Here is a 574-nt window from a genome sequence, read left to right on the forward strand (position 1 = left end):
CCACAGCTCCATCAGGTTGTTCTCCATAGGTGTGCCGGTGATCGCCAACTTGAACGGCACATCCAGCAGCCGGGCGGCCTGATGGGTCTTGCTGTGGTGATTCTTGACGAACTGTGCTTCGTCGAGAATCATTCCAGCCCAGGGAATTTGCGAGTACTCGGCGACATCCATGCGCAACAGCGTGTAGGAGGTGACGACGATATCGGCTGCAGCCACCTGATCGGCCAACCCCCCGGCTGCCTTGGCAACGGTGGATGTGACGACCACCGCGTTCAGATCGGGGGTGAACTTGGCACACTCGGCCGCCCAGTTACGCGCCACGCTGGTGGGCGCCACCACGAGAAACTTCCCAGCTCCGCCGCTCACCGCGCGAGCGATCAGCGCCAAGGTCTGCACAGTCTTCCCCAGACCCATGTCGTCAGCGAGGACGCCACCGATTCCTTTGTCCCACAGGAACGACAGCCAGTCCAATCCGTCCCGCTGATAATCACGCAGGTCCGCTTTCAATCCGGCGGGCGGTTCGACGGGCACCGGCGGACGTGCGGCGGCCAACCGCGCCAGATTGACCCGCCAC

1 protein-coding gene is annotated in these 574 nt (G+C 63.1%); it reads right to left on the minus strand.

The window, feature by feature from the left end:
- Positions 1–574 (minus strand): SNF2-related protein (locus IMZ11_RS43485; protein ID WP_228649538.1); only part of this gene is annotated, 574 nt, incomplete at both ends.

Source organism: Microtetraspora sp. AC03309, from assembly GCF_020826795.1.
In the GTDB taxonomy this organism is placed as follows: Bacteria; Actinomycetota; Actinomycetes; order Streptosporangiales; family Streptosporangiaceae; genus Microtetraspora; species Microtetraspora glauca.